The organism is Billgrantia tianxiuensis (assembly GCF_009834345.1).
GTDB lineage: Bacteria > Pseudomonadota > Gammaproteobacteria > Pseudomonadales > Halomonadaceae > Halomonas > Halomonas tianxiuensis.
Genome location: NZ_CP035042.1, coordinates 3,757,149 through 3,781,962, shown reverse-complemented (window position 1 = coordinate 3,781,962; position 24,814 = coordinate 3,757,149). Strand labels below are relative to the sequence as shown.

Genomic DNA, 24,814 nt, shown 5'->3' with positions numbered 1-24,814 from the left:
CCTTGCGGGCGTGGGAGGTAGAGGCGCTATTGTTGTAGGCCAAGGCGGCGCTGGCAAGTCTGCGGCGAGAGCCGCTTCTTACGGCCAATGACGCTTCGTGATCGCCAACTGGGGAAGAGGGTGGATGCCGAGCCTGCATGCGTGGCTGCAGATGCTCAATGTCCAGCCGTCTTGCTGCCATTGCCACGCCTGGACGTTGCCACCGGGGAGCAAGCGAGCAAGTCGGGTTTCCAATACGCTACTTGGCGTCAGCCCTGAGAGGCTGTCGAGTTTGAACAGAGCTTCGTGCAGCGTCCACGCACTGTAGAATGCCTCCAGCGGGTTGGCGGCCTCGAGTATGGCCCGGCGTACCCAGGCTTCGGGTAGCAGTTCGACCAGTTCTGCCAGGCGAGCCCCATGCCTGGGACGAGATTGCTCGATGTCGATGCCGACCGGCACCGTGGCCAACCCCGCGACCACACGTCGGCCACGGTGGCTGAGGCAAGCCTGCCAGGGGGAAGGGAGAGCCGGGTGCCGCGGTGCACCGCTGCCTCTGGGCGACCAGCCGCCCACGGTGCAGTCGATTCCCTGCCGGGCGGCCAGCCGGGAAAGTAACTCCCGCCCTAATTGCGAAAGACAAGCCCCGCTGCTGCCGGCGGGGGCTTGTGCCAGAAGGAGGTCGAGACGAGACGTCATTCCGCTCCGTTCAGGGTGACGACATCGCCACGCAGCGCCACACCCGCCATGATGGCGCCGGCATGGCATTCGTATTCACTGCTCGATGCCATGGGCTGCCGCTTGTAGTAGCTTTCGATGTTGATGACGGCATTGCCGCCTTCGGCCTGGACGCGCTCCTGCAGGCTGATCAGCGCGGAGAGCATGACCCACTTGCAGGCTTCCTCATCGCTCTTGTTGAAGGCGTTGGTCTTCTTGTTGGTGACGAAATTACCGTGGTTGGTGACGACCTCTCCATGTGGAGTATCGGCAAAGTAGAAGCGGATGTCTGGATCGAGCTGCTCCCTGGCCGCAGGGCTATTCATGGCCTCTTCGATGGAAAGCATGAGTGTGGTATCGCGTGCATGGCTCGTCGTGGCCAGCACCAGGCCGCCGCAAAGGATGCCGAGTGCAAGAAGTCCCTTGGTCATTGAAGTTCCCTTATTTCATGGTTTGGGTTTATGGCGCCGATGGTCGGCATCGTGAAAGATGCTTTGTGGCATCGTCATGGCCAGCGACGGAAAATCAACGAGGTGTTGATGCCGCCGAAGGCAAAGTTATTGCTCATCACATATTCGCAGTCGATGTGTCTTGCCTCGCCGCGTAGATAATCGAGATCCGCGCAAGCGCCATCGGGCCGGTCGAGGTTGGCGGTGGCGTGGAACCATCCCTCGCGCATCATCTCGATGGCGACCCAGGCCTCTAGCGCACCGCAGGCACCCAGCGTATGGCCGGTAAAGCTCTTGAAGGCGCTGATGGGCAGCCTGGAACCGAATACGGCATGCGTAGCGTGACTTTCGGCGATGTCGCCACGATCGGTGGCGGTACCATGCGCGCTGACATAGCCGATCTGCTCCGGTCGTAGTCCGGCATCATCGAGAGCCTGGCGAATGGCTCGTTCCATCATGGCGGCATCGGGCTGAGTGACATGCCGGCCATCGCTGTTGGTGCCGAAGCCAACCAGCTCTGCGTAGATGGTGGCACCGCGTGCCTTGGCGTGTTCCAGCTCCTCGAGAATCAGGGTGCCGGCACCTTCACCGATCACCAGCCCATCGCGCTCGGCATCGAAGGGACGCGGCGAGGTGTGAGGAGCATCGTTGCGGGTGCTGGTGGCGAACAGCGTATCGAAGACGGCCGCCTCGGAAGCCGACAGCTCCTCGCAGCCACCGGCGATCATCGCCGTCTGGCGGCCGAAGCGAATCGCTTCATAGGCGTAGCCAATGCCCTGGCTGCCTGAGGTGCAGGCACTCGAAGTGGTATGGATTCTCCCGCGCACGCCGAGGAACACCCCGATGTTGACCGGCGCGGTATGGGCCATCATGCGGATATAGGAATTGGCGTTGAGACCGTCGGTCGACTTGTTGATCAGCATGTTGCCGAAATCGGCCACTGCGTCGGGTTCTCCCGCCGATGCACCGTAGGCGATTCCCAGCTGGCCGCTACCCAATAGCGGGGAGCCAAGCAGCCCGGCATCCTCCAGCGCCAGTTCGCTGGCTCGGGTGGCCATCTGGGCGCCCCGGCCCATGCTGCGCAGCGCGCGGCGGTGGTAGTGCTCGGGTAGCGTGAAGTCGTTGACGGGGGCACCAAGACGCGTGTTGAGGCCTTCATAGCTGGACCAGTCATCCATGTGACGAATGCCGCTTTGCAGACGCTCGAGGCGTGTCCGTATGCTTGGCCAGTCATTGCCGATCGGCGAGAAGCCGGCCATGCCGGTGACCACCACCCGGCGGCCGAGTCCATCCTTGCGTAACGCGTCGCTTGGCATCAGCACATTCCTCCATTCACGGCGAAGACCTGCCGGGTGATGTAGCCGGCATCAGGGGAGCACAGAAAGCCTACCGTGGCGGCGACTTCCTCGCTGGTGCCTGTGCGACGCATGGGAATCAGCTTGAGAGCTTCCTCGGTGACCAAGTCATCGGTCATGTCGGTGTCGATCAATCCCGGGGCGACACAATTGACCGTGATTCGCCGTTTGGCCAGCTCCACCGCCAGGGCCTTCACCGCACCGATCAAGCCGGCCTTGGCGGCGCTGTAGTTGACCTGGCCGCGATTACCCATCAATCCCGACACCGAGGACATCACCACGATACGGCCTGGAGCACGACGGCGAATCATCGGCATGACCAGGGTTTGACCACGTTATAGAAGCCATCGAGATTGGTATGGATGACGCTATCCCAGTCCTCGTCGGAGAGAGCGGGAAACGCGCCATCGGCGGTGATGCCGGCGTTGCAGACCACGCCGTAATAGGCGCCATGCGCTTCGATATCGGTTTCTATGGCATGCCGTGCCGCTTCGCGGTCGGCGACATCGAAGCACAGGACGCGGGCACCGCGCCCCAGTGCGCGAATGTCATCGGCGACCGCTTCGGCAGCCTCCCTGCGATGACGACAGTGCAGCACGACATCGAAGCCATCCCGCGCCAGGCGCAGGGCAATGGCGCGACCGATGCCGCGGCTCGAGCCGGTGACCAGAATGGTATCGGTCATGGGGTGCTCTCCTGTTGCATGGCCTCCAGCGCCTCTCGAGACTCGGGCTGAAAGACGTTGAGCGTGGTGGTGGCGAGCTCTCGGCCGTCGCTGTCCAGCAGTCGTCCGCGAAAGGCTCCCAGGCCGTTGTCGGCACGAAAATCGAGTTCGACCTCGATGCGTATCGGTTGGTCGAACGCAAACTGCGGTGTCTGACATCGATAGCGTCGGGTGCCGAGCAGAAAGCCGATTTGTGGCGTGCCTCCTCCGTTCACGGCCTGTACGCCGGCCCAGGCGGCAACGGCCTGGGCAAGCCATTCGAGTCCCACCCAGCCGGGTATGCCATCGGCGCTGGCAAACAGGTCGTCACGGCGAGGAGTGACTTCGGCATGCAGGTGTTCGTCTCCCGCCTCGAGCAGAGTGTCGAGCAGGCACATGCCGTGTCGATGCGGCACGTAAGGAGCAATGTCGCAGGGCAGATCGAGCCTGTGGAATGTCGAGGAGTCAGTCATGAATACGTTCCAACAGCAGGGCGATGTTGTTGCCACCGAAAGCGAAGGCATTGCTGATCGCGCGGGAGCCGTCATGTTTCCCGACCGAGGCATAGCTCAGCGGCGATAGCTCCGGGTCGAGCTGGCCGTCATGGACGTGGGGCGGCAACCGGCCGGCGTCGAGGGCCATCCAGCAGAAGGCCGCTTCCAGTGCGCCACAGGCGCCCAACGTATGGCCGGTCAAGGCCTTGGTCGAGCTGCATGGGAGTGTGTCGCCAAAGAGCTGGGAGATGGCCAGGGCTTCCATGCTGTCGTTCTGTCGGGTCGCGGTACCGTGCAGGTTGAGATAGTCGATGGCGGTGGCGGGCAGCCGAGCCATGTCCAGCGCCGCCTGGATGGCTGCGATGGCTCCCTGGCCGTCGGGTCGCGGCGCGGAAATATGATAGGCGTCGCTGGTCTCGCCATAGCCGCTGAGCTGGATGCCGCCGGCTTCGGCGGTGACCAGGAACAGTGCCGCGGCTTCGCCCAGATTGATACCGTCACGATTGGCCGAGAATGGCTGGCAGGGGCTATCGCTGAGCGCCTCGAGCGAGGCGAAGCCATTGACGGTCAGGCCGCAAAGACTGTCGGCGCCGCCGGCGATCACCGCATCGCAGGCGCCACTTGCCAGCAGGCGCTTGGCACTGGCCAGGGCCCGGGCGCTCGACGTGCAAGCGGTGGACAACGTATAGGCCGGCCCCTCGAGGCCGAGCCACTCGGCGACGAAGCAGGCTGGAGAGCCGATCTCGTGGCGCTGGTAGCGAAAATCCGCTGGCCAATCGCCTTCCCGTTGACGTCTGGTCAGGGCGATTTCGGTCTCGCCGATGCCCGAGGTGCTGGTGCCGAGGATCACCCCGATGCGTGCCTGGGGGCGACGCCGGCGAAAGGCATCGAGTGTCGGCTCGAGTCGCTCCAGTGCCGCGGCCAGCAACTGATTATTGCGCGAACGGTGTGCCGCCGGCAGGCTGCCGGCATCGGGCAGGGGAGATCTCACTCGTCCCAGCGGCAATGGGCGGCCAGGAGTGAAGGTGTCGTCGTACACCAAGCCTCGACGACCGTTGAACAAGGCATCGGCGATCGTCACCAAGTCATCGCCCAGGGGGCAGATCAGCGCCGGGGCAAGAGACGGCAGGGCTGGGCCTGCAAGGGAGTCAATCGGCTGGGCATGTAGCGGCTGTCCGGTCGGTTGCGTCGTCAAGTGGTGCGATATACAAGCGATAATCACCTTCGAAATCGTCGATGATACGGCATTCGGCGCTTCCGGTGATGTGCGCGATGTCTCGTCCCCGGTAGCGGACGGTGCGCTCCTCGCGATCTTCCGCCAGTGACCAGTCGCTGCCCTCGAAGGCCTGTGTCAATGATGCTGAAGGCCACAGGCTCCAGGCCAGGCGACTGGCAAGCCACTCGGCCGAAAATGCGGGATCGAACGATGTGTCGGCAACGAAACGGGCTCCATGCTCGTCATGCTCAAGGGTCAGCAAGCGTTGACCTTGAGGGCTCAGCAGGGCCAGGCGCAGCGATTGTTCGTCGTGACGCAAGACGCCGATCAGTTCGTGTCGCTGGTCCTGATGTTCGAACGTCAGGCGTTGCATCCGCGTGCCCAGGTCGGACAGTGCCGCCGGCTTGGGGAGCGGTGCATCGACCGGCTGCCCGGCACAGCCGACCAGTAGTGCCAGGGCGGCAGCCAACAACGCATGACGAAGGAAAGGACGTCGCACCTAGCAAACCTCGCTGATGATGGAGGATGCTTCGTCGCTGCAGGCCTCAGCCAGACTGTTCAGCCGACGGCGGCTGGCGGCGACGAAGGGGTTGTTTTCGTCCCAGGCATAGCCGGCAAGCACCGAACTGATCATCGCGCGGATACGCGGCGTTTGTTGCGCGTTGAAGATAATGCGTGGCAGGCGTCCGTCGTACCAGGCATCGACGAATTCACGGAAGGTAGCCACGCCGCGCCGCAGCGGCTGTTCGAACTGGGTCTCCCAGTCGATTTTTTCTCCGGCGAGCTGACGCTCGACCAAGGGGGCGGCACGCAGTGCCGAGTCCAATGCGATCGTCACTCCCGAGGAAAACACCGGGTCGAGGAATTCGCCGGCATTGCCCAATAGGGCAAAGCCGGGGCCGTGCAATTGCTGGACATCGGCGGAATAGCCTTCCAGGCGGCCGACGTCGCGTGTGGTTTCGGCATTGGCCAGCAACTCGGCAAGCCGGGGTTCGGCATGGATGAAGTGCCACAGGCGTTCGCTATCGTCGATACCGGTGGCTTCGAGCGTTGCCCGGTCGCCGACCACGCCAACCGAGGCGCGTCCATTCCGAAAGGGAATCAGCCAATACCAGATGCCCGGATGATCGGGGTGCAGGCCGATCAGGATCTTCTCGCGGTCGTGCCGCGGGCAGACGATATGATCCTCGATGTGGGTGAACAGGGCGCAGCGCGATTCCAGGGTCGAGGGCCGGGCGAGGCCGGTGAGACGCGCCAGGACACGGCCGTAGCCACTGGCGTCGAGCACGAAACGGGAGCGTAGCGAACGTCGCTCGCCGCTCGGACCAACCAGCGTGAGGGAGGGGTGGTCGGCGTCGGCGACGAAGGCTTCGACGCTGGTGTCGAATTCGACCTCGGCACCGGCTTGGCGTGCCCCCTCGATCAGGCGCTGGTCGAAATCGGCGCGCTCGACCTGCCATGTGGTACCGGGGCCGGGGCTAAACTTGTCTCGGAAATCGATGGCGGTGTCCTGGCCGCGCCAGGTGAAGGCGGCGCCGTTCTTGGGCTGGAAGTCACCAGCCCGTGCGGCCTCTAGCAGGCCGCAGGCCTCGAGGTGCACCATGCACTGCGGCAGCAGACTCTCGCCGATGGAGAAGCGTGGGAAGCGACTGCGCTCGATGACCCGGACATGCAGGCCGCGTCGGGCGAGCCAGGCGGCCGCCGCGGCCCCGGAAGGGCCTGCGCCGATGATGGCGACATCGGTGGTGTCATGAGTGTCCATGTGATTCGTTACTCCTGTTGCCATCATGGCTGGCTGTGTTTGGAAAAAAGGCTCCTGGTGTCCGCCCTGGCGAAGGGCACCAGGGCCCAGGTCGCCGCGAGGCCGACAAGGCAGGTCAGGCCCAGGTAGTGCAAGGCCGGCGTGGCGCTGAAGGAGAGCAGGCCGAAAGCCAGCAGGCTCGATGCGCAGGACAGGCTGATCGCCAGCCAGGCTGCCGGGCTGTCGGGGTGCTCGGTGCTGAAGATTCCGGCATCGAGACCGATACCCAGCACCAGCAGCAGCCCCAGCAGATGAAACAGCGTCAGGCCGATGTTCAAAGCGCTGAACAGCGCGAGGGTCGCGACCAGCGCTCCCAGCGGCGGCAGCAACACGCGCCAGGCCAGGCCGCGATAACGCCAGCCGAACAGCAACGCCAACCCCACCACGGCGACCGCCAACCACATGGCGATCTGATCGCGCAGCCGTGCCAGATGATCGGAAAGCGTTGCCACCCGGTCCTGGTAATGGACATGCGCTGGTGCGGCGAGCCGAGTGAGTGCTTGCTGGGCCATCTCATCGGTGTCGCCCAGCGCGATCAGGGCGGCCAGTTCGGGAGTCGCGGTATCGGACGTGGACACCTCGCCAAGCCACAGCATGCTATCGGCACGTCCCGCCGACATCTTTAGCCATTCCTCGAGGGTCAACAGCGGCACCCTGCGTAGCGGTTCCTGGGCCGCTTCCAGCAGTGCCGGCGGAAGTCCGGCCCTGGCGATGAATTCGGGCAAGGCACTGGCATAGGCTTGACGCACCCGGTCCAGATTGACTTGCTGGGTAGCCGGAGAGGGTACCGCCTGGGCGAGGTGACGGTAGTGCGTCAGGTGCCCCTGCTCCCGCAGTTCCGCCAAAGGCGCCTCGAGGGCTTCCAGTCGCTCCAGCAGGCCGGCTTCATGTTCGGCGGTGACGACCAGATAGCGGCTGCCGGAGGGACGTTCCAGCAAGGTCTGCACGCGTTGCTGCTCGGCGATCAGGGCGGCGGGCGAAGGGTTGAGCTGGCGCAGGTCGTCGTTGGCTGTCAGGCGCGTGACGATCAGTACCCCCGCGACCAAGCCAAGCAAGGCCAGCAGGCTCCAACGATATGTTGCTTGGGGTGGCAAGCGCAGCCGGTCCAGCCGGGCTGCGATGCGTGTCGTCGCGGTGTGAGGGCGTGGGGAGAACCACGGTAGCCATAGCCGCACGGTCAGCCACGCGCCGATCAGTCCCAGCGCGGCGAAAGTGGCCATCTGACGTAGCCCCGGCAAGGGGGTGGCGAGTTGGGCGAGATAGGCCGCCAGACTGGATACCAGACCCAGCAACAATCCGGGCCAAAGGCGTGTCAGCGTTTGCTCGGGAGCCAGTTGGCGAGCGCATTGCAGATGCAGGGCATAGTCGACCGCGATGCCAATCAGGCTGGCGCCGAAAGCCAGCGTGAGCAGGTTGAGCGTGCCGAACAGCAACCAGGTCAATGGCAGCGCGAACAGCACACCACACGCGACCGGCAGCAGCAGGCTGGCGAGGATCGCACCACGTCGAAACGTACCCCATAGCAACAAGCCGATACCCAGCAGCGACCCCAGTCCGATGGTGGAGATTTCCCGTTTGGCCTGGTTAGCCCCGGCGGCAGCATGGAACACCAGGCCGCCACGCAACAACTGGGCCTCGGGGTGGGCATCCCGAAAGCTCGACAGCGCAGCGGTGAGGCGCCGCTGCAGGGCCATGTCGTAGGGGCTGGCGGACAGTCGGCCACTGACGATGAACCAGTGTTTATCCTGGTCGCTGACGGCCGGCAGACCATCGACCAAGCGGATGGGACCGTCCAGGCGTCGTTCCAGCCAGGCGTCGAGCAGACCGAAAGGATCGCGCCGGAGATCGATATCGTTGCCGGGGGTGAACAACCGCCTCAGGCCGTGCTGGACCCAGGCGTCACTATCGGCGCTGGCCAGTGGCTCGGCCAGCAGACGATAGCGGTATGGCGCCAGGGCGCTGTCGGGACGCTCGAAGCTATTGTCGTCGAGGTCGCTGACGCTGGCGGAGTTCCGCAGGCGGGCCTTGAGGTCAGCGACCAGCCGGCGTGGGGACTCGCCGTGGACCAGTAGCACGAAGCGATCCTCGAAGGCTTGGGTCAGGCGCTGTTCGGCCTGTTCGATCAATACCGTCTGGTGGGTTTTGGGAAGTAGTGCAGTGATGCGTGTATCCAGCGGCGTTCCCTGGCTCAGCAAACTTGCCAGCAGGATGGCGCACCCCAGCAGCAGCACGGCCCAGCCCCAGGCCGCGAGGCGCTCGCCACGGGTAGGATGTTGTGCATCGCTCACGATGCAGGATCACCGTCGTCGAGGCTGCCGCAAGTGGCCGGTGTCAGGGTCAGGTCGAGCCGGTCGCCGTCGGCAAACTCGAGTCCGACCTGCTCCACTTGCCGGTTGCCGCTCACCAGCAGTTGCGTGAGTCGTTCGGCGACAGCAGCTTCGTTGGGTACCAGCGTGGCTTGCCAGTCTTCCAGCTCGCCACTGAGTTCGATCGTGAAGTGATGCTCCAATGCCTGCCAGTTCCCCGAGAGAAGACCAGTGAAGACCGGGGCGATGATCTGGAAGCCCAGCGGCAGGTCGTCATTGTCTGCATTCAGGACCACACGATCGTTGACGGGAGCGGTGGTTTGCCAGACGACGCCCTCTTTGTCTTGCTGGAAATGACCGCGGCTGACCAGGCGTGCCTCGAGATCGGCCAGCCAGCGCGATTGTTCGAAGCGACCGCATTGCGGCGCATGCGTGGCCAGGTGCTCGGCGAGAGCGTCGCTATCGGGAGCTGCCCAGGCCGCCGGACCTATCAGGTTCAGGGCGACACACAGTGTCCATGGGAGATGACGCATCACTGGTTAGCCTCCTGCCAGGCGAGAAGACGTTCGATCAGCGCCGGCGGCGACTCCAGGCGCATTTCACGATCGTCCAGTCCCACCGCGACCTGCACGCTCCAGGCCCGGGTCAGGCGTTTGCGCGTCTCGGCATCGCGGATGGTGTAGTCGATCTTGAGACGGTTCTCCCACTCGCTCAGGCGTGCCTCGATGGCGATGCGCTGGGCGAACAGCGCAGGAGCGGCATAGCGCAGGCGTAGATCTATCACCGGCCAGGCGAACCCCGAGGCCTGCATCTGCGGGTAGTTATAGTCGATGGCATCGAGCAGCTTGCAGCGGGCGACTTCCAGATAGCGCACATAGTGGCCATGCCAGGCCACCTGCATCATGTCGACGTCATGGAAGGGGATCGTCAGCTCGGTCTCGCAGCGCGGTAGTGGGCGGTCGTCAGGCGTCATACAGGCTCCAGCGGCGTTGGCGAATCAGGCCACAGAGGGTGCGCAGTTCGGGTTCCAGGGCTCGATCCTCGCCCAGGGCCGGAAACGTCGATCGACAGACATCGAGAAAGCCGGCCAGGCGTTCGGGAAGCGGGGTGGCATCGGCTATCTGGCTGCGCAGCTCGACGGCCTGGCAGGCGGCGTGCAGGGTGGCGGCGGCGACCTGCTCGACGAGTGTCAGGACACGCAGTGCATCGCGGGCGGCGATGGTGCCCATGCTGACCTTGTCCTGGTTGTGACATTCGGTGGAGCGTGAGAAGACGCTGGCCGGCATGGTCAGCTTGAGCGCCTCGGCGGTCCACGCCGAAGCGCCGATCTGTACCGCCTTGTAGCCATGGTTGAGGCTGGCTCGCTGTGGCGTGGCACCACTCAGGTTGCTGGGCAGGCCATGGTTGAAGCGAGTGTCGACCAGCAGCGCCAACTGACGATCGAGCAGGTCGGCCAGGTTGGCACAGGCTTGCTTGAGACTATCCATGGCGAAGGCGACATGGCCGCCGTAGAAATGGCCGCCATGCATGACCTTGCCGTGCTCGGCATCGATCAGTGGGTTGTCGTTGGCGCTGTTGAGTTCGGTTTCGAGAAATTGGCGCCACCAGGGCAGGGCATCTTCCACTACGCCGATCACATGCGGGGCGCAGCGCGTCGAGTAACGGTCCTGCAGGCGGGGCGAGTTGCGTGGCGTGGCGGGAGCATGCAGATCGTCGCGCAGCCGCTCGGCCACGCGGTTTTGCCCGGGGTGCGGCTTGGCGGCGAACAGGTCGGCGTCGAAATGATAGGGATTGCCGTCCAGCGCGTAGACCGACAGTGCGGTAATGCGCGTGGCCAGCCGCGCCAGGTAGGTCGTCCGGGCGAAGGCGAACACACCCAGCGCGGTCATCACCGCGGTGCCGTTCATCAGTGCCAGGCCTTCCTTGGGCTTGAGGCGATAGGGGACGAGGCCGTGTTCGGCGAAGACCTCCGACGTGGCGCGACGCTGGCCGCGGTCGAACACTTCACGTTCGCCACACAGCACGGCGGCCAGGTACGACAGCGGCGTCAGGTCGCCGCTGGCGCCCACCGAGCCTTCTTCGGGAATGACCGGTACGACATCATGCTCGAGCAACCAGGCCAGTCGTTCGAGGAGCTCGACGCTGACCCCCGAGACCCCGCGGCACAGCGACACCAGCCGCACCATGACCACGGCCCGCGCGGCTTCCACCGACAGCACCTCGCCCAGGCCACAGCCGTGGAAGGTATATAGCTGGCGCGGCAGTTGCTCCAGGTCGGAGGCGGGCACTGCGCGGGTACAGGAGTCGCCATAGCCGGTGGTGACGCCGTAGACCACGCCGTCTTCCTCCAGCAGGCGTTCGAGAAACGCATTGCCGCGTGCTATGCGTTCACGGAATTCGGGCGCCGACGACAGCACGACGCGCCGGCGGCCTTCGGTAACGGCCAATACGTCCTCGAGGGTCACGGCCGAGCCATCCAGCGTGAGCGCCTCGCTGCTGGTGGGGCCGGCAAGCGGGTCATGCAGTGTCGTCATGGTGAAATCCAGTGTCGTTCATCCAGAACGGATAGAAATTGAACCATTGCAGGGGATGCTGCCGAACGCGCTCGGCCAGGTGATCGGCATGGCGCTGCATGGCCTCGGAGATCCACGCTTCGCGCTGACGGCGTGGCAGGTTCCCGGTGTCGTCAATGGCTTCGAAGTCGATCCGGAAGCTGCCATCCTCGCGCACGCAGGCGAGGGTGTAGAGCGGGCAACGCAGTAACGCAGCGAGCCAGAATGGGCCCTCGGGGAACATGGCGCGATCGCCGAAGAAATCGAGGCACTGCGTGCGTCCCCCTGACAAGGACAGCCGATCGGCGGCGATGACCACATAGCCACCGGTGTGAATGCGTTCGGCCAGCGCCTGGGCGGTGGCCGGCGTGATCGCGCTGACTTCGAGCACATGCGGGCGGGGCCGGCCCGTGACACGTTCCAGTAGCGCGTTGAACTTGCGCGCATTGCGGGTATGCATCAGCACCGTCAGTTCGAGTCCCGGGTGGCGTTCAGCCAGGGCATTGGCCACGTCGAGATTGCCGTGGTGGGCGACCAGGATCAGGCCGCCCCGGCCACCGTCGATGGCGGCAGTGAAGCGTTCGATGCCCGGGCCGGTCAGGCGTCCGTCGGCGATGTCCCCACTCCACGCCGCGACCTTGTCCATCAGCGCATCGCCGAAGGTGAGAAAGTGGCGGTAGCTGTGCCACCAGCGGGCGAGTGGTCGTCGTTCGAGAGCAGGATAGAGACGTTGCAGATAGGACTGAGAGGCACGTCGTGCCGTGGCATGCGCCAGGAAGTACCACAGCATGACCGGCGCCAGAACGAGTCGGAAGGGCCAGCGTCCCAGGTGGCGCTGTATCGCCACCATCAGCGTCATGCCGGCAAGGGTGCCGCGCTCACCGATCCGAGCCCAATGGCGATTCATAAGGCTACCCTCGCGTATTGCCTGCGCAGGCATCGAGCCAGCAGGCGGGGCAAGCGCAGCAACATGCCGAAGAACAAACGGGTGTGCATGGCGGAGATCTGGCGGTTGTCGCGCCACAACGCGAAGTGGCTCACGCCATCGCGCGGATAGTGCACGCGTACCGGGCGGTGCGCCAGGGCGCCGCCAGCCCAGTGCCAGCGTACCAGTACCTCGGTGTCGAAGGTCATGCGATCACCGCAGGGGTGGCGTGCCAGCAGACGATTGAGCGCGGCGACCGGATAGAGCCTGACGCCGCACATGGAGTCGCGGATCTCCAGGGACAGGGTGTTGATCCACACCCAGACGTGGGTCGCGTAGCGACCGAAGAAGCGCATTCGCGGAACGCTGGCATCATAGCGGGGATAGCCGACCACCAACGTCTCGGGAGCCGACTCCAGTGTGGCGAGAAAGGCCGGCAGGTCTTCACTGGCATGCTGGCCGTCGGCGTCCACCTGCAGGGCGTGGGTATATCCCAGTCGCTGGGCTTCCTGGAGTCCGGCACGTACCGCGGCGCCCTTGCCCTGGTTGCTAGTCAGTCGCAACAGGTGATGGCCGCCCGTGGCCAGGCGGTCGAGCTCAGCCGCGCACTCGTCGTCGCAGCCATCGTCCACCAGTAGCAGCGGTATTCCCAGGAAAGCGAGTTCGTCGCATACCGGGCCGATCGTGGTGGGGTGGTTATAGACCGGAATCAGGATACAGGGGCGCGCTTCAGCCATGATCCTCTCCGTTCGGGGATTGCAGGCGAATTTGCCCGGTGCAGTGGCGTCCCTCATGCGAGTCGATGGCGAAAGCGAGACCGTCGTCGCGACGCGTCAATTGCAGTGTGAAGCGTGCCCCGGGGCGTAGCGCACGCTGAAACTTCAAGCGCTCGATACCCTGGAATTCGCCTGACTCACCGAAGCTGTCGCCGGCAAGTTCGATGGCCCACTGCACCATGACCACGCCTGGCACCAGCGGATACTCTTCGAAATGCCCTTCGAGAAAGATCAGGCGTTCCGGCACTTCCAGGGTCAAGAGGCAGGAAGAAGGATCCGGGCGGTGTTCACCCAGCCAGCGTGGCGCCTTTGCGTCGTCGAGATCGGCGAACAGTCGATTGGCCAGGCTGCGGTCGAGCTTGCCTTGGGCATTGCTCGGCAGGGTATCGACGAAGCGCCAGTAGCGGGGAATGGCGACTCGCTCAAGGTGGCGTGACAGATGCGTTCGCAGACGCTGTATCAGCTCATGGCGGCTGTCGTGCCGGTGCGGTATGAACTCATCGTGCAGAGCGACCACGACCCCCAGACGACTATCGGTTCGACCAAGATCGATACAACGTGCCTCAGTGACTTCCGGAGTGGTGGTGAGGGCATTCTCGATATGATCCAGCGAGACCCGTTTGCCGCCGATCTTTACCAGGCGATCGGCACGGCCCAGCAGCTCGAAGCCGTCGATCGTCGACGCCACCCGGTCGGGTTGTTGCCACCAACTCCGCGGGGCTTCCAGAAACGGCGAACGCAGCGCCAGGCGTTCGTCCACGAATGACAGCTCCACGCCGGGCAGGGCCTGCCAGGCGGAGCCTTGCATTTGTCGACGCTGAGCGATTCCTCCGGTCTCTGTACTGCCATAGATCTCGATCACCGGCGCCTGTAACAGGCGCTCCGTGTGCTGGGCATGCTCTGTCGCCAAGGGCGCGCCGGAGGAGAACACGCGACTGAGGCGGGGCGAGTCGCTCCATGGCAGGTGCTCCGGCAAGCGTGACAACTGAGCGGGAGAGCTCACTACCACGGGGGCAAGGCCGGCATCGCCAGCTTCCTGGAGGCGCGTGATCAGCACTTCGGGATAACGACACTCGTCGCCACAAAAGGGAACGCCGGCGCATAACGGGTGCAACACGCCGGTGAGCAAACCATAGATGTGCTGGTGACTGACCTGAGAGATGACACAGCTACCGGCCAATGGCCACAGCTCGGCATGCGCGGCCAATTCCGCATCGAGCTGGTCGAAACGCTTGGCCAGGCGTACGGGGTCGCCGGTGGAACCGGAGGTGTACAGGACGACTGCCGTGGATGTGGGGGAGAGTATCTTGGGGAGAGGGAGAGTGGCAGTCTCATGATGATCGGGGTCATGTTCGCCAGGGGCTTCAGGCAGCACACCGTCGACCTCGGCGGCGAGCCGTGTCAGGGTTTCAGGACGGTCGTCGGCCGGCAGCACCGCGATGCGGCCGCTTTCCCACAACGCTGCCAGGGCCGCGCAGAAATCCTCGGGGTGACGTTGGCAGAGTAGCCAGTGGCCGGCGGGCTGGTTGGCCAGCCAGCGACGCCAGGCATCGATACGTTGAGGTAGTGAGAACGGGTCGACCCACTGCCGTGGCAGTGAGTGACGGCTCTTGATTGCTCTACGCCAGGGCAGTCGAGTGAGCGGAACGAATGTCACGACAGACTCCTTCGCAACCGATGACGCAGCAGCCATTCACCGGCAAACATGGTGGCGATAAGGGCGTAGCTGATGACGCCGTTGTACAGCGTCCAGGTCGCCAGGTCGGCATACAGGGCGGTCCAGCAGGCGATGGCTCCATTGAGGACGAAGAAGCCACACCATGCCCAGGTGACCCGGCGGGTATAGCGTATCGCGGCCGGTGGCAGGTCGGGTTCACGCAGGCGCGCCAGACGCTCGACGATCGGCATGCCCTGCCACAGGCTGGACAGAAAGAGGGCCAGCATGATGGCGCTGACGGCGACGGGGTAGGCACGCATGCCGAGTTCGGCATGCCCCAAGCCACCCAACGCCAGCAACAGTGCTGCCATCACGGAGGCCAGATAGCGAGCCTGTGGCATTCGCCAGGCGAGCAACGCGGCACCGATCATCAACAGCGGCCAGCTACCCAAGTGATCGTGCAGGCTGAAGACCAGCACTGGCCAAGCCAGCGCCATGCCGACGCCGAGCCACTTGATCGCTTGCTTCGGCATCTCTCAGTGCTGCATCAAGCGTTCGACGGCATTGACCACGTCATCGATGGTGCGCACCGACTTGAAGTCGTCGGGGTTGATGCGCCGACCGGTGAACTGCTTGAGTTCGACGACTAGGTCCACGGCGTCGATACTGTCGATATCGAGGTCCTCGTAGAGTCGCGCTTCGGGCTTGACGTCGTCGGCGTCGAGTTCGAACAACTCGACCAGGGTCTTGCGCACATGAGAGAAAATCTCGGTGCGATTGGCAGCGGCGATATCAGTTGACACGACGGGCCTCCACAAGGGACTGCAGGGCGTTCAGGCTGGCGAAATGGTGGTGAGTTTCCTCGGCTTCGGCATCGAGCTTGATACCGTAGCGCTTTTGCAATGCCAAGCCGAGTTCGAGTGCATCGATGGAGTCGAGGCCCAGACCCTCTCCGAACAAAGGAGCCTCGGAGTCGATATCCGCCGGCGTGATGTCTTCGAGCTCCAGCGTGTCGATGATCAGGCGCTTGAGTTCAAGCGTTAGGTCGCATGTCTCGCTCATGGTGAAGTCGTCCCAGTTCCCTGTTGAAATGATTGTTCAGCCGATGTGTCAGTATTCTGGCGAGCTGCCCGGTTGGCTGTTGGTTATCGTCGTTAATGGGCAGGTCTTCGAGAACATGTAGTTCCATCCGGACCTTGCTCGCCGGGATATGATACCAAGGTTCGCCCTTGGTCAATGTGGTAGGAGTACAACGTATCAGTACTGGTGTGATAGCCGTTTTCGTGCGTAAGGCGATATTTGCCCCGCCGCGTCTGAACTTGATAGGACGTTGTGGCTTGGTGCGAGTGCCTTCTGGAAAAAGGACCAGCGAATCGCCTCTCCTAAGGCTCTCGCCAGCGGCTTCCAGCACCGCTTCGGGCTCATTGTTGGTGATATACCCTGCTGCGCGAATCGGGCCGCGGGTGAAAGGGTTGCTGGCCAACCGGCCCTTGACGATGCAGTTTGCGTGGGGCATATGCGCCAGCAGGAATATCACGTCGATCAATGAGGGATGGTTGGCCAGCACCAGCAGCCCAGGGCGCTGCAGTCGTTCCTGATGACTAAAGTGATAGTCGAGTACTCCGAGGCACCGCATCAATCCGATGAAGCCGCGGAAGCAGCGTTGGATAAGGTGCCTCGCCATACGCTGCCGCCGTTCGGTGTCGTGTACGCATAGGCTCAGCAGGGGTGCGACTGCCAAGCCGATGAACACGCCGCCCAAGCCGAAGGCAATGAAGGAAAGTGCAGTGCCTAGCCCACGCCACCACCTGTCCAACTTCATCCCGCCTCCATTTGCCACCGCTGCCGGCCAGCAAGGAAAGGTGTGTTCCCGCTCAGCCAGGCCATCACTTCAATAGGGGTTGGGCGGGCACTGCGTATCGGGTCAGAGGCCATGAGCCTTCGTCCCCGATCCAGCGTTAACCGCATGCCGACAGCGCAGGCAGTACCCGGGTGCTCTGTGTGCCCTTGGTAAGCCGAGGGAAGCGAGCCTTCCGAGAAAACTGCCACGACGGCTCGGTGACCTTCCAGGAGATAACCCTGAGCTTCGAGGAGAACGGCGTCGAACTCATCACCACAGGCCCCCAGAGCCTGCAAGGGACGATGATGAGCGCACGAAATGGAGTGGACACCCAGCACTGCGTTGTGAACCGACATGGAAAAGCGCGTCGGGGAGATGGGCTCGCCGCTCTCTAGTGCTTCGAGCATGCCCAGGGTATGGGTGGTATCGCCATGTCGAGAAGCGTGTATCAACGGTAAGCCAGCTTCCGGGGCCAGCGCGCTGAGTATCTCGCAGGTGGCGCGCCCAGCATCATCTAGACGTCGGCGCAGCATGGCTGGCAGGTTCTTGCCTGGCTGAGCCGAGATGCGGTGGCTTGGGTCGCAGATGGCCACTGTCTCTTTGGGATGCCATCCCCGCCAGTCTTCGAGATGTAGGAAAAAGGACACGACTCTCACGGCTCATGGGCAAAGGGGCGGATTCTAGCTTGGTTGAGCGCTCTGCGAAAGTGGTGTTACGAAATGTTGTGCGGTGTATGTGATAGATGTGCGCTACCTCGCTGCACGTGTTGGTAGGTGTAGTGATGCATACGCTTGCATTAAATCGTAAGAGGCTGATATAAGGTCTTGGTCGATATTCTTATGTCTTTCATAACTTCAGGCTTAAAGTTTATTGACAATATTAAAATTGAAAATAAATGGAGATAGGCTGTTGAAGCTCAAGTCGAACGCAGGGTTGATGGCAATATTCCTCATGGTGTTTCTTGCAGGATGTGCTACAAATCGCAGCGAGATAGCATTGGCTGTTCCGGAAGTGAGTTCGGAACAATATATTGGTGCGGGACAGGAAGTCTTGATAGGAGAGGTTGTAGATCGACGAATCTTTGAAGAGGCACCAAGAGAGCCTAGTACTCCTTCCCTTGGATCCGGAGGAGTGAGCCAAGCTTCGGATGAAATCAAGGCAAGGGCGATTGGGAGGAAGAGAAATAGTTATGGTAAAGCAATGGGTGATATTCTTCTGGAGGAAGGGCAGTCGGTTGAAGAGGTGGTGCGCAGCAGTCTGACCCTGGCCCTGCAAGAGGCAGGATACAATGTACTTGCTGAGCCGGCTGGTCCGGGAGTTGATGCTCCGATTATAGATGTCTATATTAATGAATTCTGGGCATGGTTCAGTCCGGGTTTTTGGGCTATTACACTAAATACGAGAATCTCTACCGACCTTGAGTTGCGCGAAGGTAGTGCACAGGAGGTCGTGGCGATTCATGCGCAGCAAAGTCGGCAAGTTGCTACTGAGGCTGCGTGGGTCGAGATAGTAGAAAAGGCCTTGGATGACTATAGGAGTGAGGCTTTAATGTCGGTGCCAAGGTTGTTTTGATACGTTTCGTGACTGTAAAGCCGAATAAGTTATCTACAGCTCCGGTCGCATGGCCGGAGTTTTTGTGTGCACATATCTTTTGTATCAATTATGCAGGTTATGATAAGCCCGTGACGTCAGAATATCTGGACCTGCTTGCATTGGTGCATTGAGCTGCGCTTGTGGAATTTCGGTAAGGTTACTTAATTTTTATCGGTTTGTTAGACTAAAGAAGCATGCAAGGAGTGCTTTCTCTGCATAAAATGTAGTGAATTCATCAATGTCAGACATTTGTGCTGGCGCAACGGACTGCTATTGCTTGCAAGGGAGTGTACCCGCATGCATGCCTTGACCCTGCTGTCGTTCCTGTTCTTTACCGGCCTGGTCGCCTTCATCACCTGGCGCCTGACCCGTCGCGACGACCATGTAAGCAGTCGCGGCTACTTTCTGGCCGGGCGCAGTCTCACCTTCCCGCTGATCGCCGGCTCGCTGCTGATGACCAACCTCTCCACCGAGCAGATGGTGGGCCTCAACGGTGCCGCCTTCAGCGACGGCTTGAGCGTGATGGCATGGGAGGTGGTGGCGGTCATCGCACTGGTGGCGTTGGCGCTGTTCTTCCTGCCACGTTTCCTCAGGAGCGGTATCGCCACGCTGCCGCAACTGTTGGCAATTCGTTTCGACTCGGGTACCCAACTGATCGCCAACGTGATCTTCCTGATCGCCTATGCCGTGATCCTGCTGCCGATCATTCTCTACTCCGGTGCCATGGGCCTGCAGGGCATGCTCGATCTTTCCGGGCTGACCGGGATCGAGTCGTCGACCCTGCTGCTGTGGCTGACGGTCTGGATCGTCGGGATCATCGGCTCCATCTATGCCCTGTTCGGCGGACTGCGCACGGTGGCCGTATCGGACACCCTGAACGGCATCGGTCTGCTGATCGGCGGCTTCGTCATTGCCTACTTCGGTTTGCAGGCGGTGAGCGGCGATGGCGGCGTGATCGAGGGCTGGAACGTTCTCAAGCAGAGCGATCCGGACAAGCTCAACTCGCTGGGCGGGGCCGACCAGCAGGTGCCATTCTCCACGCTCTTCACCGGCGTATTCCTGATCAATCTCTTCTACTGGACCACCAACCAGCAGATCATCCAGCGTACCTTTGCCGCCAAGAACCTGGCCGAAGGCCAGAAGGGGGTGTTGCTCACCGGCTTCTTCAAACTGCTGGGTCCGCTTTACCTGGTGCTGCCGGGCATCATCGCCTATCACCTCTATGCCGATCAGGGCGTTCGCGCCGACGAGGCCTACGGCCATCTGGTGTTCAACGTGCTGCCGCCCTACCTCACCGGCTTCTTCGCGGCGGTGATGGTGGGTGCCATCCTGTCGTCGTTCAACTCGGCGCTCAACAGCACTACTACCATCTTCAGCCTGGGTATCTACAAGGGCGTGCTGAAGAAGGACGCCAGCGACGAGGAGGTGGTGAAGTCGGGCAAGGTGTTCGGCTGGATCATGGCCATTACCACCATGACCATCGCGCCGCTACTGGCGGGCCAGGAGAGCCTGTTCGGCTACCTGCAGCGCATGAACGCCATCTATTTCATTCCCATTCTGGCAGTGGTGATCGTGGGCTTGCTGACCAAGCGTGTGCCGCCCATGGCCGCCAAGATCGCCCTGGTAGGCGGTTGCCTGATGATCGCCGCCGGCTACTTCGTGCCGCCGTTCGACCGGCTGCCGACGATCATGCACGAGTTCCATTTCGTGGCCCTGGTATTCGTGCTGCTGGTGGCGATCATGTTGATCGTGGGCAAGCTGCGCCCGCGCGAGACCGATTGGGTGCACGAGTACAGCGGCGACGTCGATCTCACCCCCTGGCGCGGCGCCGTGCCTGCCAGCCTCGCGCTGGTGGTGTTGGTCATCGTCATCTATGCGGCCTTCGCCGGCGGCTGAAGCATGTCGAGGCGGGGCTGAGGTTGAGCGGGGCCGAGAAAACCCCGCTGCTTTTCCCCGGGTATTTGCATCATGCAGGGTGGGGTATGATGCTGGATGTGATAAATGTCTGACATTTTCAGGAGGACGACATGACCCTGGCTTCGCTGCCTCGCCACCATGGTGGCGCCGACGGTCTGGCACGACTGCTGGGCCAGGCGCTGCTGGCCGGGCGCTGGCGTCCAGGCGAGACGTTTCCTCGCGAACGCGACCTCTGCCAGCACTTCGAAGTCAGCCGCAACCAGGTGCGCAACGCCCTGGCGACCCTGGTCGCCCTCGGCCTGATCGAGCGCACCGCAGGGCGTGGCAGCGTGGTCTGCGAGATCGGCGATTGGCACCTGCTCGATCCCTTGGTGAGCGAGTGGATGGCCGATATCCAAACGCCTGACGCCGACCTGCTGCGCGAGATATTCGCCTTTCGCTATTCAGCGGAGCCGGCCGTCGCCCGCCTGGCAGCCCAGGCAGCCGAAAGGGAGGATCTCGAACGCTTGGAGGCGGCCTACGAGGGCATGCGACATACCGCCGGCAGGCCGGAAGCCAGCGCGCGGCATGCCGAGTACGACGTGGCCTTTCATGATGCCGTCTACCACGCCAGCCACAACCTGGTATGGCGCCAGATGGGGCATTTGCTGCGCCCCTCGATCATTGCCCTGATCCAGCGCTCTCAGGCCCACCTCCAGCCCCTCGAGGCCGACCTGGATGACAGCCTGGTGCGCCATGGCCGCCTGCTCGAGGCGATTCGTCGTCGCGATGCCGACGCTGCCGAAGCGGCCGCTGCCGACGTGCTGCGACGTACCGCCGTCGATCTGGGCATTGTGACCGACGTTTCCTCTCATTCGGCTGTCGTACCGGTAGCCGCACTCGACACGCAGGCCAAGGAGCGTTCACTATGAAGATCACTCGACTCAAGACCTGGCAGGTGCCGCCGCGCTGGCTGTTCCTCAAGATCGAGGCCGACGAGGGCTGCTACGGCTGGGGTGAGCCGGTCATCGAGGGCCGCGCCGCTACGGTGGAGGCCGCGGTGCACGAACTCGCCGACTATCTGGTCGGCCAGGATCCGCATCGTATCGAGCACCTGTGGAATACGCTCTATCGCGCCGGCTTCTATCGCGGCGGCCCGATTCTGATGAGTGCCATCGCCGGCATCGACCAGGCGCTATGGGACCTGAAGGGGCGCGACCTGGGGGTGCCGGTGCATCAATTGTTGGGCGGCGCGGTGCGCGAGCGCATGCGCATGTATGCCTGGACCGGAGGCGATCGGCCGAGCGATGTGGGGGCGGGCGCCCGGGAGCTGGTGACGCGCGGCTTCACTGCGTTCAAGATGAACGGCACTGCCGAGATGCAGATCGTCGACTCGCACCGCAAGATCGACGAGGCAGTGGCCCGGGTGGCCGAGGCCCGCGAGGCGGTAGGATCCGAAGTGGGCATTGCCATCGATTTTCACGGCCGTGTGCATCGGCCCATGGCCAAGGCGCTGCTGCGCGAGCTGGAGCCCTACCACCCGATGTTCGTCGAGGAGCCGGTGGCCCCCGAGCACCTGCCTAGCCTGAAGCACATCGCCGGCGGCCTGGGCTATCCGCTGGCCACCGGCGAGCGCCTGCACACCCGGTTCGAATTCCGCGACCTGCTTGCCGACGGCATGATCGACATCATCCAGCCCGACCTCTCCCACTGCGGCGGCATCAGCGAAGGGCTGAAGATCGCTGCGCTGGCCTCGGCCCACGACGTGGCCCTGGCACCGCACTGTCCGCTCGGCCCACTGACCCTGGCCGCCTCGCTCCACCTGGATGCAGTGAGCCACAACGCCTTCATTCAGGAGCAGAGCATGGGCATCCACTACAACCGCGACAACGACGTACTCGACTATCTGGTCGACAAGTCAGCACTGTCCATCGAGGAGGGCTTCTGTGCCATTCCCCAGGGACCCGGTCTCGGCGTGGAGATCGACGAGGCATTCGTCGAGGAGCGGGCCAAGGTGGGGCATCGCTGGCGCAATCCGGTGTGGAGCCATGAGGACGGCTCCATCGCCGAGTGGTGAGGAGGTCGTCATGAGCGATGAGGTACGCGAGCGGCTGGCATGGGTCGCGGTGGACTGGGGCTCGAGCCACCTGCGCGCCTGGGGGCTGGACGAGCGTGGCGAAGTGCTGGCCCGGGGCGGCAGCGACAAGGGCATGCTGGCCCTGGCGCCGGAGGACTACGAGCCTGCGCTACTGGAGACCGTCGGCGACTGGCTGCCCGCTTCGGGACGCGTGGCGGTGTGGATTTGCGGCATGGCTGGCGCCCGCCAGGGCTGGCGTGAAGCGGCCTACCTGCCGTTGCCGACGCGCCTGGAAGAGCTGACTCGCGGCGCCGTGGCTCCTTCGCTGCGCGATGCGCGGCTCGAGGTGCGCCTGCTGCCGGGGCTGTGCCAGCATGCCGACGCCGCGAAGCGCGGCTTCGACGTGATGCGCGGCGAGGAGACGCAACTGGCCGGACTGGTGGCCTGGGAGCCGGAGTTTTCGGGGCTGGTGTGCCTGCCGGGTACCCATGCCAAGTGGGCGTGGCTGGAGGGCGGCGAGGTCAAGCGCTTCGCCACTTACCTGACCGGTGAACTCTATGGCCTGTTGGCCGGTCAGTCGGTGCTCAGGCACACAGTGGCCGACGCCGGGCTCGTCGAGTCCGGCTGTCGCGAGGCGTTCATCGGCGCGGTGCGTGAGGCAGCCGACGAGCCGGGGCGCTTCAGCCAGTGGCTGTTCGGTCTGCGTGCCGCCGACCTGCTCGACGATTCGCTGCCTGCCGGTGAGGCGCGGCGAGCCCGGCTGGGAGCGCGCCTCTCGGGGCTCGCCATTGGCCTCGAACTCGGCGGTGTTCGGCACGAGCTGGCGAGTGTTCCCATCACCCTGATCGGCAGCGAGGCGCTGTGCGAGCGCTATGCGCTGGCCCTCGGGGCGCTCGGTCATACCAGCCGGCGTCTCGATGGCGAAGCGGCGGTACTGGCTGGCCTGGGACTGGCACGGGCCGGCGCGTGACAACCTTATGGAGACGGACATGACCTTGCCCCTGATCGGCATCCTGCGCGGTATCCACCCCGAGGAGGCGGTGGCGGTTGGCGAAGCCGTCATCGCTGCTGGCATCACCACTCTGGAAGTCCCTCTTAACTCCCCGACCCGCTCGAAAGCATCCGCCGCCTGGCCGAGGCGCTGGGCGAGCGTGCGCTGGTAGGCGCCGGCACCGTGCTCGGCGTGGATGAGGTTCGTGCCGTGCATGCCGCCGGCGGGCGACTGGTGGTTTCGCCCAACTGCCGTCCGGCGGTGATCGGGGAGACGCGACGCCTCGACATGCAGAGCTGGCCAGGTGTGCTGACGCCATCGGAGGCCTTCGATGCGCTGGATGCCGGGGCAACGGGGCTGAAGCTGTTTCCCGCCGTGCAGGTGGGTGTGGAGGGTATGAAGGCGCTGCGAGCGGTACTGCCGGCCGCTACCCGCCTCTATGCCGTGGGCGGCATCGGCGCGGATGAGTTCGCCGTTTGGCGTGCTGCCGGCGTGGACGGTGCCGGCCTGGGCAGTGCGCTCTACCGCCCAGGGCAGTCGCCTGCGCAGGTGGGCGAGCAGGCGCGTGCGCTGGTAGCGGCCTGGCTGGCCGCGGCAGGTGAGGGTCGTAGCTGAAGTTTAGCCGCGCGCACCGGGCGGGTAGCGGGTTTCCCGCAGGCTGTCCTTGATCTTCTTCAGGTGGGGCAGGAAATCCTCGCCGCGGCGCAGGGTGACGCCGGTGGCCAGCACGTCGATCAGGGTGAGCTGGATCATGCGCGAAGTCATCGGCATGTAGACGTCGGTGTCCTCCGGCGTGGGTACTTCGAGCGTCTCGGTGCACTCCGCCGCCAGCGGCGAGCCGGGGGCGGTGATACCCAGTACCACGGCGCCGCTCTCGCGCGCGAGTTGGGCGATCTCGACCAGCTCGCGGGTGCGACCGGTCCAGGAGATCACCACCACCACGTCGCCGGTATGGCAGGCCGATGCGACCATGCGCTGCATCAGCACGTCGACGTAGGAAGTGACCGGAAGATTGAAGCGGAAGAACTTGTGCTGGGCATCCTGAGCCACGGCACCGGATGCGCCGAGACCGAAGAAGTGGATCTGCTTGGCCTGGATCAGGTAGTCCACCACCCGCTCGATGCGGGCCGGGTCGATGGTGCGGCTGGCCTCGTCCAGGGCGGCGATGGTAGCGCCGAAGATCTTGCGCGTGTAGTCCGCGGCACCATCGCCCGGCTCCACCGACTGGCTGACATAGGGGGTGCCCCCGGCCAGGCTCTGGGCTAGCTTGATCTTGAAATCGGGATAGCCCTTGGCATTGAAACTACGGCAGAAGCGGTTGACCGTGGGCTCACTGACGGAAGCCGCCTGGGCCAGACTGGCAATGCTCAGACCGGTGGCCCGGGCCGGATCGGCCAGGATGACGTCTGCTACCTTGCGCTCGGAGCGGTTGAGCTCATCGAGGCGTTGGCGGATTCGTTGCAGCAGGTCGTGGGCCATGGCAGAAGAGA

General features: G+C 63.6%; 25 protein-coding genes and 2 pseudogenes. 6 read left to right on the top strand and 21 right to left on the bottom strand.

Annotation, left to right across the window (positions count from 1 at the left end):
• Window positions 1-78: 78 nt before the first annotated feature.
• From EKK97_RS24955 to EKK97_RS17585, 20 genes and pseudogenes are all read right to left on the bottom strand, one after another.
• Window positions 79-438, bottom strand: coding sequence for a 4'-phosphopantetheinyl transferase superfamily protein (locus EKK97_RS24955; protein ID WP_236551464.1), 360 nt, complete (start codon window positions 436-438; stop codon window positions 79-81).
• Between the two features lie 233 nt (window positions 439-671).
• A complete protein-coding gene (locus EKK97_RS17675) occupies window positions 672-1,124 on the bottom strand; it encodes an excinuclease ATPase subunit (protein WP_159553877.1) in 453 nt (150 codons plus the stop codon).
• 74 nt (window positions 1,125-1,198) lie between these two features.
• Window positions 1,199-2,458: a beta-ketoacyl-ACP synthase gene (locus EKK97_RS17670; protein WP_159553875.1), complete on the bottom strand. Its 1,260-nt coding sequence runs from the start codon at window positions 2,456-2,458 to the stop codon at window positions 1,199-1,201.
• A pseudogene (gene fabG / locus EKK97_RS17665) lies at window positions 2,458-3,182 on the bottom strand (3-oxoacyl-ACP reductase FabG). Before fabG ends, EKK97_RS17670 begins: the two are co-directional and overlap by 1 nt.
• Window positions 3,179-3,673, bottom strand: coding sequence for a hotdog family protein (locus EKK97_RS17660; protein ID WP_159553873.1), 495 nt, complete (start codon window positions 3,671-3,673; stop codon window positions 3,179-3,181). Before EKK97_RS17660 ends, fabG begins: the two are co-directional and overlap by 4 nt.
• Window positions 3,666-4,775, bottom strand: coding sequence for a beta-ketoacyl-ACP synthase (locus EKK97_RS17655; RefSeq protein ID WP_236551463.1), 1,110 nt, complete (start codon window positions 4,773-4,775; stop codon window positions 3,666-3,668). Before EKK97_RS17655 ends, EKK97_RS17660 begins: the two co-directional genes overlap by 8 nt.
• A gap of 67 nt (window positions 4,776-4,842) precedes the next feature.
• The gene (locus tag EKK97_RS17650) at window positions 4,843-5,379 is read right to left on the bottom strand and encodes a DUF3261 domain-containing protein (RefSeq protein ID WP_234286755.1); all 537 of its coding nucleotides are present in this window, start codon (window positions 5,377-5,379) and stop codon (window positions 4,843-4,845) included.
• A gap of 30 nt (window positions 5,380-5,409) precedes the next feature.
• The gene (locus tag EKK97_RS17645; RefSeq protein WP_159555842.1) at window positions 5,410-6,696 is read right to left on the bottom strand and encodes an NAD(P)/FAD-dependent oxidoreductase; all 1,287 of its coding nucleotides are present in this window, start codon (window positions 6,694-6,696) and stop codon (window positions 5,410-5,412) included.
• Window positions 6,696-8,999 carry an MMPL family transporter gene (locus EKK97_RS17640; protein ID WP_159553869.1) on the bottom strand — a complete coding sequence of 768 codons (2,304 nt, stop codon included), beginning with the start codon at window positions 8,997-8,999 and terminating at the stop codon, window positions 6,696-6,698. Before EKK97_RS17640 ends, EKK97_RS17645 begins: the two co-directional genes overlap by 1 nt.
• On the bottom strand, window positions 8,996-9,550 hold the full coding sequence (locus tag EKK97_RS17635; protein ID WP_159555841.1) for a LolA family protein: 555 nt from the start codon (window positions 9,548-9,550) through the stop codon (window positions 8,996-8,998). Before EKK97_RS17635 ends, EKK97_RS17640 begins: the two co-directional genes overlap by 4 nt.
• Window positions 9,550-9,990, bottom strand: coding sequence for an acyl-CoA thioesterase (locus tag EKK97_RS17630; RefSeq protein WP_159553867.1), 441 nt, complete (start codon window positions 9,988-9,990; stop codon window positions 9,550-9,552). The genes EKK97_RS17635 and EKK97_RS17630 overlap by 1 nt, the downstream gene beginning before the upstream one ends.
• Window positions 9,980-11,551, bottom strand: a complete 1,572-nt coding sequence (locus EKK97_RS17625) for an HAL/PAL/TAL family ammonia-lyase (RefSeq protein WP_159553865.1) — start codon at window positions 11,549-11,551, stop codon at window positions 9,980-9,982. The genes EKK97_RS17630 and EKK97_RS17625 overlap by 11 nt, the downstream gene beginning before the upstream one ends.
• Window positions 11,535-12,476 (bottom strand): LpxL/LpxP family acyltransferase, encoded by a 942-nt coding sequence (locus EKK97_RS17620; protein ID WP_159553863.1) that lies wholly within the window; start codon window positions 12,474-12,476, stop codon window positions 11,535-11,537. Before EKK97_RS17620 ends, EKK97_RS17625 begins: the two co-directional genes overlap by 17 nt.
• Entirely contained in the window at window positions 12,473-13,231 is a 759-nt protein-coding gene (locus tag EKK97_RS17615) for a glycosyltransferase family 2 protein (protein WP_159553861.1), read from the bottom strand. Before EKK97_RS17615 ends, EKK97_RS17620 begins: the two co-directional genes overlap by 4 nt.
• Window positions 13,224-14,927: an ApeI family dehydratase gene (locus EKK97_RS17610; protein ID WP_159553859.1), complete on the bottom strand. Its 1,704-nt coding sequence runs from the start codon at window positions 14,925-14,927 to the stop codon at window positions 13,224-13,226. Before EKK97_RS17610 ends, EKK97_RS17615 begins: the two co-directional genes overlap by 8 nt.
• The gene (locus EKK97_RS17605; RefSeq protein ID WP_159553857.1) at window positions 14,924-15,460 is read right to left on the bottom strand and encodes a COG4648 family protein; all 537 of its coding nucleotides are present in this window, start codon (window positions 15,458-15,460) and stop codon (window positions 14,924-14,926) included. Before EKK97_RS17605 ends, EKK97_RS17610 begins: the two co-directional genes overlap by 4 nt.
• A gap of 3 nt (window positions 15,461-15,463) precedes the next feature.
• The gene (locus EKK97_RS17600; protein ID WP_159553855.1) at window positions 15,464-15,730 is read right to left on the bottom strand and encodes an acyl carrier protein; all 267 of its coding nucleotides are present in this window, start codon (window positions 15,728-15,730) and stop codon (window positions 15,464-15,466) included.
• Window positions 15,720-15,989 (bottom strand): phosphopantetheine-binding protein, encoded by a 270-nt coding sequence (locus EKK97_RS17595; protein WP_159553853.1) that lies wholly within the window; start codon window positions 15,987-15,989, stop codon window positions 15,720-15,722. Before EKK97_RS17595 ends, EKK97_RS17600 begins: the two co-directional genes overlap by 11 nt.
• The gene (locus tag EKK97_RS17590) at window positions 15,961-16,749 is read right to left on the bottom strand and encodes a lysophospholipid acyltransferase family protein (protein ID WP_159553851.1); all 789 of its coding nucleotides are present in this window, start codon (window positions 16,747-16,749) and stop codon (window positions 15,961-15,963) included. The genes EKK97_RS17595 and EKK97_RS17590 overlap by 29 nt, the downstream gene beginning before the upstream one ends.
• Window positions 16,746-17,414: a beta-ketoacyl synthase chain length factor gene (locus tag EKK97_RS17585; protein ID WP_277987317.1), complete on the bottom strand. Its 669-nt coding sequence runs from the start codon at window positions 17,412-17,414 to the stop codon at window positions 16,746-16,748. The genes EKK97_RS17590 and EKK97_RS17585 overlap by 4 nt, the downstream gene beginning before the upstream one ends.
• A 262-nt stretch (window positions 17,415-17,676) precedes the next feature.
• On the opposite strand from EKK97_RS17585, the gene EKK97_RS17580 reads away from it, so the two are divergent.
• The 6 genes and pseudogenes from EKK97_RS17580 (at window position 17,677) to EKK97_RS17555 (ending at window position 23,939) form a co-directional block, all read left to right on the top strand.
• Window positions 17,677-18,339, top strand: coding sequence for a YajG family lipoprotein (locus EKK97_RS17580; protein WP_159553847.1), 663 nt, complete (start codon window positions 17,677-17,679; stop codon window positions 18,337-18,339).
• 318 nt (window positions 18,340-18,657) lie between these two features.
• Window positions 18,658-20,256, top strand: a complete 1,599-nt coding sequence (locus EKK97_RS17575; RefSeq protein WP_159553845.1) for a solute:sodium symporter family transporter — start codon at window positions 18,658-18,660, stop codon at window positions 20,254-20,256.
• A 131-nt stretch (window positions 20,257-20,387) separates the two neighbouring features.
• Window positions 20,388-21,188: a FadR/GntR family transcriptional regulator gene (locus tag EKK97_RS17570; RefSeq protein WP_159553843.1), complete on the top strand. Its 801-nt coding sequence runs from the start codon at window positions 20,388-20,390 to the stop codon at window positions 21,186-21,188.
• Entirely contained in the window at window positions 21,185-22,333 is a 1,149-nt protein-coding gene (gene dgoD / locus EKK97_RS17565) for a galactonate dehydratase (RefSeq protein ID WP_159553841.1), read from the top strand. Before EKK97_RS17570 ends, dgoD begins: the two co-directional genes overlap by 4 nt.
• Before the next feature lie 10 nt (window positions 22,334-22,343).
• Window positions 22,344-23,303, top strand: coding sequence for a 2-dehydro-3-deoxygalactonokinase (locus EKK97_RS17560; RefSeq protein ID WP_159553839.1), 960 nt, complete (start codon window positions 22,344-22,346; stop codon window positions 23,301-23,303).
• A gap of 19 nt (window positions 23,304-23,322) precedes the next feature.
• Window positions 23,323-23,939: pseudogene (locus EKK97_RS17555) on the top strand (2-dehydro-3-deoxy-6-phosphogalactonate aldolase).
• 3 nt (window positions 23,940-23,942) lie between these two features.
• Here EKK97_RS17555 and EKK97_RS17550 read toward each other — a convergent pair.
• Window positions 23,943-24,803, bottom strand: coding sequence for a MurR/RpiR family transcriptional regulator (locus tag EKK97_RS17550; protein WP_159553837.1), 861 nt, complete (start codon window positions 24,801-24,803; stop codon window positions 23,943-23,945).
• Between the last annotated feature and the right edge of the window lie 11 nt (window positions 24,804-24,814).